Here is a 6000-nt window from a genome sequence, read left to right as displayed (position 1 = left end):
CTCGGCGGTCGGGTTCGAGAACAACACGATGGGCGTCAACCAGGTGCTGGCGGTCAGGACCGACGGTGACGGCCGGTCCGGCATGCCGTTGCGCAGGGATTTCCTGGGAACCTCGACCTCGGCGCTCGCCCGACAGGTCAATCCCCTCGAACTGTGGAGATTTTCTAAGCGGCCAGCTCCAAAGCGGAGTTGGCCCGGTGGTCGTGCTCGTAGTCGATCGGACTCTGATATCCGCACACGCTGTGTAGCCGACGGCCGTTGTAGAAGCCGGTGATCCAGGTCGCGATCCGCAGTCGGGCCTCGGTGCGGGTGGCGAACGTGCGCCGGTGGACGTACTCGACCTTGAGCACGCTGTTGAACGCCTCGCTGACGGCGTTGTCGAATACATGACCCGTATCAGGTCAGTTTCACCCAGCGTTCAGCCAGCCTTGTTGGAGGACCGATTCCCTGGTGGGTACAGGGCTGCCGGGGGTGGGAGTGCGTGGAACCGCTATAAGTGCTTCGGACGTTTGACTCCACAGTGGGTCTAGCTTTCCTACGCTGGTCTTTTTCGGAGCCGCAGAGGTCGAGGAAACAAGTGAGTGCTGAGATCGTGCGGTTGGTCGAACAGGCGGGGCCGTATCTGACGGCCGCGGTCGGTGCGTACCGGGGCAGCTGTCCTCACCCGTGCCCAGGACGCCCCACCGAGGCGGACGGAATGAGCCTGGACCACGTCGAGATCGCCGACGAGCAGGGCGCACACGCTGTCGTCGCCCACCTGCTCTCCCAGGGCCGCCGCCGCATCGCCGCCATCTGCGAACCGGCAGGCCCACGCGCCGGCGGCCGACGCCTGCACGGCTATCGCAGGGCCCTCGATGAAGCCGGAGTCGCATGCGACGACTCGCTGGTCCTAGGGGTGGACAACGCCGACCTCTGGTCCTCCGGTGCCGGAGCCGTGGCCCGGCTGCTGCGCACCCGAGCCCGCTTCGACGCCCTCTTCTGCTACAACGACGTGGTCGCCATCGGCGCGCTTTCCGTCCTGCACCGCAGTGGCGTCGCCGTCCCCGACGATGTGGCACTGGCGGGCTTCGACGATATCGAAGCAGCCCACTTCACGACACCGCCCCTGACCACCGTCGACCCCCAGCGCCCGTCGATCGCCCGCACGGCCGTCGCGCTGCTGCGCTCCCGCATGGACCACGCGGACTCCCGCACACTGCCCGGTCGGACCGAGATCGCCGGCTTCACGCTGCGGGTACGCCGGTCGTGGTCCGCGGGGACGGAGACCAAGGACGGCCAGCAGCATGTGCCCTGACTCCCCACACCAGTCGCTGCTGCACGGATCCGAGCCGATGAGCCCCGGTCCGCCGGCCTTGGGCCTTCCCGACGCCACCGCCCTCAAAGCCTCGGGCGGCGCAGCCGCAACGGAAACGGCCGGCAACCTGCCACAGCCCGCCGGCACCCTCCTCACCCACCGCTCGCTCTCGCCGACGTGCGCTGGTGAGCTCTTGAGTGTCACACGTCCACACACCCACACAGGAGTACGCCCGTGACCCACGCCACCGCGATCATCAACCTCGACATCGAGGGCCCGACGATCAGCCGCCACCTCTACGGCCACTTCGCCGAGCACCTCGGCCGCTGCGTCTACGGCGGCTTCTGGGTCGGAGAGGACTCACCGATACCCAACGAGGGCGGCATCCGCCTCGACATCGTGCAGGCCCTGCGCGCCCTGAACATCCCCAACCTGCGCTGGCCCGGCGGCTGTTTTGCCGACGAGTACCACTGGAAGGACGGCATCGGTCCCAGGGACCAGCGCCCCAGGATGGTCAACACGCACTGGGGCGACGTCGAGGAGAACAACCACTTCGGCACCCATGAGTTCATGGCCCTGTGCGAACTGCTCGGCACCGAGCCGTACATCAGCGGCAACGTGGGCAGCGGCACCGTGCAGGAGATGAGCGAGTGGGTCGAGTACCTGACGCGTGACGGCGACAGCCCCATGGTGCGGCTGCGCAGGGCCAACGGCCGCGAGGAGCCCTGGCGGGTGAAGTTCTGGGGCATCGGCAACGAGACGTGGGGCTGCGGCGGCAACATGCGCGCCGAGTACTCCGCCGACCTGGCCCGGCAGTACGCCACGTACTGCCGGGACCACGGCGACAACAAGCTCTACCGCATCGCCTCGGGCGGGTCCGGCGACGACTACAAGTGGACCGAGACGCTGATGCAGCAGATCAGCTGCTTCGGCTGCGAGGCCACCCCGCGTAACTTCTTCCAGGGCCTGTCCGTGCACTACTACACGATGGCCGGCTCCTGGGAGGCGAAGGGCAACGCCACGGTCTTCGACACGGACGACTACTACCGGACGATGGTCTCCGCCCAGAAGATCGACCGTGTCCTCACCGGCCATTCCACGGTCATGGACTGCTACGACCCGGGCCGGAAGGTCGGCCTGGTCCTGGACGAGTGGGGCACCTGGTGGGACGTCGAACCGGGCAGCAACCCCGGTTTCCTGTACCAGCAGAACACCCTGCGCGACGCGCTCGTGGCGAGCACGCACTTCGACATCTTCCACAAGCACGCCGACCGCCTGTACATGGCCAACATCGCCCAGACCGTCAACGTCCTGCAGGCGATGGTCCTCACTGACGGCGACGCGCTGGTCCTGACCCCGACCTACCACGTGTTCGAGATGAACAAGGGCCACCAGGACGCCGCCTCGCTCGCCGTGCACCTGCGTACCGACGACGCCAGCCGCCCGGTGGGGGACGCCGAACTGAACACCCTGTCCGCCTCGGCCAGCGTCAAGGACGGAACCGTCCTCATCTCTCTGTCCAACCTCGACGCCGAGGAGCCCGCCGAGGTGACGCTCGACCTGCGCGGCGCCTCCATCGGCGAGCCGACCGCCCGCCTCCTGACAGCCGACCGCCTCCAGGACCACAACACACCCGACGCCCCGGAAACGGTCAGGCCCCGCCCCTTCGAAAGCCTGAGGACGACCGGTCAGGGGCTCGCTCTGACGCTGCCGCCCCACTCGTTCATCACCGTCCGGATGCCGCTGGGCTGACCTACCCCCGCGCTCCCGTGCGCACGCGGCCGAGACTGGGCCGCCACCGCGCGCGGGAAGCGGGCCCCGCGGCTCCCGGTTGACGCACCTTCTGCAACTCAGGACGCACCTTGATCCGTGTGCTGATCTGCTTGTGGAAGATCTTGTCGCAGGCGCCTCAGCCACGGAGAGCATCTTTTCGACGTCAGGTTGCCTCTTCAGCGAGCGCAGCGTGGTCGTGACCTTGTGCCCCGTCGCCAAGAGCCGCGCGATCGTGTGGGAGCCCAGGAAGCCGGTCCCCCCAGTAACGAGTACGTGTGCCATGACGACAGGATCACCGTGCACGACCGCTCGGTTCCAGATCCTGCTGGTACTGGTACCCGCAGGGACAGGCACGGCGGCCATGTCGTGAGTGCCCCCAACCAGTCATGTGGCCAAGTAGCACTGCGGCTGGCCAAGTAGCACTGCGAGCCACATCTACCTGTCGTTCCATCACGAATCACCAACACGGCCGAGCTGGGGCATCAGGACCATATCCGCCGTATCGGGCCCACCGCGAGAACGACTGAGCCCTGGGAGCACCCCCTGGGAACTGGGTGCCGAGGTTCTGCTCTACGGCGACCACGGCCGCTCGTCATATCGCGTTGTTGGCCAGTCCGAGTCAGACGACGTCCTGGATGGTGTGCTCGGTCAAGTCGGATGCGTGCCGGACGACGGTGCCGTAGTCCGCGTCGTCATGGAGGACAGTCAGGCCGTGGTGGGCGGCAGCCCTACGAACGTTTTCGGTCACTCCTTGACAGGTCCTTCCCGCGTGTACCTCGACTGCGCCCCTCACCCGGCGGGGGAAGTCCGCCAATACTGCAGCCTCGGACTTCGTCACCGACCGCGTTGGCGTCCCGGTCGGCCCGGTTCAGCAACCGTTGCATGCCGTCCGGGCAGCGACGATGCCACCGCCACCCTGGAGCAAGTCCACGATGAGCACGGCGATTTCGGCGCGCACAGGCCTCGCCGCCCCTCGCCGGTGTCAGCACCGAGGCACGGGGGAGTCCCGCCGCCAGGAGCACTCCCCCGCTCGTGCTTCGTCGCGCGCGAAGGCTTGACGGCTGTGAGTGACAATCGTTAACTTCCAGGCTTACCAAGTATTCGAAATCTTGCACGCAATTCGCAATTTCGAACAGTCTCGACAGCTTCCCGAGCCACCAAGGGCAGGCCGAGGCAACGACCAGCAGCTCCTCCCCCGAACAAGACCAGCGCGTAGTCATTCCTGCGGGTGGGAGCGCTCCCATGCCGATGGCGCGGATCAGCGCCCACAGCCAAGAGGAGGAGACATGACGCAAGGTCGGAATGAGCCCGTGAGCAGCGAGCGGAACTCGCCGAGCCGGAGGACCGTCCTGGCCACGTTGGGGGCCCTGCCGGCCCTCACCGCCACGACGTCGGCCGTGGGGGCGTCGGGAGCTGCTGCCGCGACGGCTGCCGCCACGGCGGTCGTCGACCCGTCGGCGCGGCGGCAGACGATCCGGGGCTTCGGCGGCATGACCCACACGGCCTGGATCGGTGACCTGACGGCCGCCCAGCGGGACACGGCGTTCGGCACCAGCGAGGGCCGACTGGGGCTATCCGTGCTGAGGATTCCGGTTCCCGAGAACCAGGCTGACTGGAGCCGTGACCTGGCGACGGCAAAGCGCGCGACCGAGCTCGGGGCGACCGTCATCGCGTCGCCGTGGAATCCCCCCGCCCACATGGTCGAGACCTTCGTCCACGGCACTCAGACAAACGCGAGACGCCTCAGGTACAACATGTACGGCGCCTACGCCCAGCACCTCAACGACTTCAACGCGTTCATGCGGAACAACGGGGTGAACCTGTACGGCATTTCGGTGCAGAACGAGCCCGACTTCGCTCAGGACTGGACGTGGTGGACTCCCGCCGAAATGGTCCGGTTCCTACGGGAGAACGCCGGTTCGATCAGCACCAGGGTCATCGCGCCCGAGTCCTTCCAGTACCGGAAGAACATCTCGGACCCGATCCTCAACGACTCCGTGGCGCTCGCCAACGTGGACATCATCGGGGCCCACCTCTACGGCACACCGTTCGCGGACTTCCCCTATCCCCTCTTCAAGCAGAAGGGCGCGGGCAAAGAACTCTGGATGACCGAGGTCTACTATCCCAACAGCAGCGATTCGGCGGACCTTTGGCCACAAGCGCTCGACGTCGGGGAACACATCCACCACGCCATGGTCGACGCCGAGTTCCAGGCATACGTCTGGTGGTACATCCGGCGCAGCTACGGCCCCATGCGGGAGGACGGCCGGATCAGCAAGCGCGGCGCCTGCATGGCGCACTTCGCACGGTTCGTCCGCCCCGGGCATGTGCGGGTCGAGGCGACGGCGAACCCGGCGTCGAACGTCTACGTCTCGGCGTACCTGGGCGGTACGTCCACGGTCGTCGTCGTTGCCCTCAACAAGGGGACTTCCGCGGTGAGCCAGCAGTTCACCCTGAAGAACAGCACGACGACCGGTGTCTCGTCCTGGCTGACCGACACGAGCAGGAACGTCGCACCCCAGGGCACAACGAGCGTGTCGAACGGCTCCTTCACCGTCACACTTCCCGCCAGAAGCATGATGACTTTCGTGACGGCGTGAGCGATGTGCTCGGCAGGATCGATCTTGGCCCCCTTCGAAGCACAGAGTCCGGCTCATGGCGACGACTGAGGACGAACTCCTGGAGACGGCATCTGGAGTTGGTTTGTTGTCTAGGCCAATTCGGGGGTGGCATGTGCCCTCCGCGTGCCCTAAGTCGAGGTCAAGCGGCCTCCCGGAGACCTGCGGGCGCACATTCGGACACCGCGACAGCGGAGCATCTCAAAATCCCGAGATCGATTTTTAGTGACCTAGGCGACAGGGATCGCAAAGAGGCGGCAAGTCGCGTAGACAAAGCCGCAGTTCACTGGGCGCCGCCCGCTCCCCGTGGTCAAG

At 66.6% G+C, this 6000-nt stretch carries 4 protein-coding genes and 3 pseudogenes; 4 read left to right on the top strand and 3 right to left on the bottom strand.

Translation table 11 applies throughout. The annotated features are described in order from the left end of the window. A pseudogene (locus ADL01_RS48005) lies at positions 1 to 97 on the top strand (class I SAM-dependent methyltransferase); the annotation flags it as partial. A gap of 67 nt (positions 98 to 164) precedes the next feature. Here the strand turns inward: ADL01_RS48005 and ADL01_RS47385 are convergent. Then, positions 165 to 380: pseudogene (locus ADL01_RS47385) on the bottom strand (IS3 family transposase); the annotation flags it as partial. Between the two features lie 197 nt (positions 381 to 577). Here ADL01_RS47385 and ADL01_RS40910 point away from each other — a divergent pair. After that, a complete protein-coding gene (locus tag ADL01_RS40910; protein ID WP_159049768.1) occupies positions 578 to 1294 on the top strand; it encodes a substrate-binding domain-containing protein in 717 nt (238 codons plus the stop codon). 234 nt (positions 1295 to 1528) lie between these two features. Beyond that, positions 1529 to 3046, top strand: a complete 1518-nt coding sequence (locus ADL01_RS40905) for an alpha-N-arabinofuranosidase (RefSeq protein ID WP_053747177.1) — start codon at positions 1529 to 1531, stop codon at positions 3044 to 3046. A 213-nt stretch (positions 3047 to 3259) separates the two neighbouring features. On the opposite strand, the pseudogene ADL01_RS47115 reads toward ADL01_RS40905, so the two are convergent. Both ADL01_RS47115 and ADL01_RS47380 read right to left on the bottom strand, forming a co-directional pair. Continuing rightward, positions 3260 to 3349 (bottom strand): annotated as a pseudogene (locus tag ADL01_RS47115) (NAD-dependent epimerase/dehydratase family protein); the annotation flags it as partial. A 337-nt stretch (positions 3350 to 3686) separates the two neighbouring features. After that, positions 3687 to 3815: a hypothetical protein gene (locus tag ADL01_RS47380; protein ID WP_267889975.1), complete on the bottom strand. Its 129-nt coding sequence runs from the start codon at positions 3813 to 3815 to the stop codon at positions 3687 to 3689. Positions 3816 to 4353: 538 nt separating this feature from the next. On the opposite strand from ADL01_RS47380, the gene ADL01_RS40900 reads away from it, so the two are divergent. Continuing rightward, positions 4354 to 5667, top strand: a complete 1314-nt coding sequence (locus ADL01_RS40900; protein ID WP_053747176.1) for a glycoside hydrolase family 30 beta sandwich domain-containing protein — start codon at positions 4354 to 4356, stop codon at positions 5665 to 5667. Positions 5668 to 6000: the final 333 nt, after the last annotated feature.

Origin of the sequence: Streptomyces sp. NRRL WC-3618 (assembly GCF_001280005.1) — a bacterium.
GTDB lineage: Bacteria > Actinomycetota > Actinomycetes > Streptomycetales > Streptomycetaceae > Streptomyces.
This window is presented reverse-complemented; position numbering and strand designations above follow the sequence as displayed.

Bases quoted from the DNA above. Each gene is read 5' to 3' on its own strand.
- ADL01_RS40900 (WP_053747176.1), top strand. From the start codon at position 4,354: ATGACGCAAGGTCGGAATGAGCCCGTGAGCAGCGAGCGGAACTCGCCG.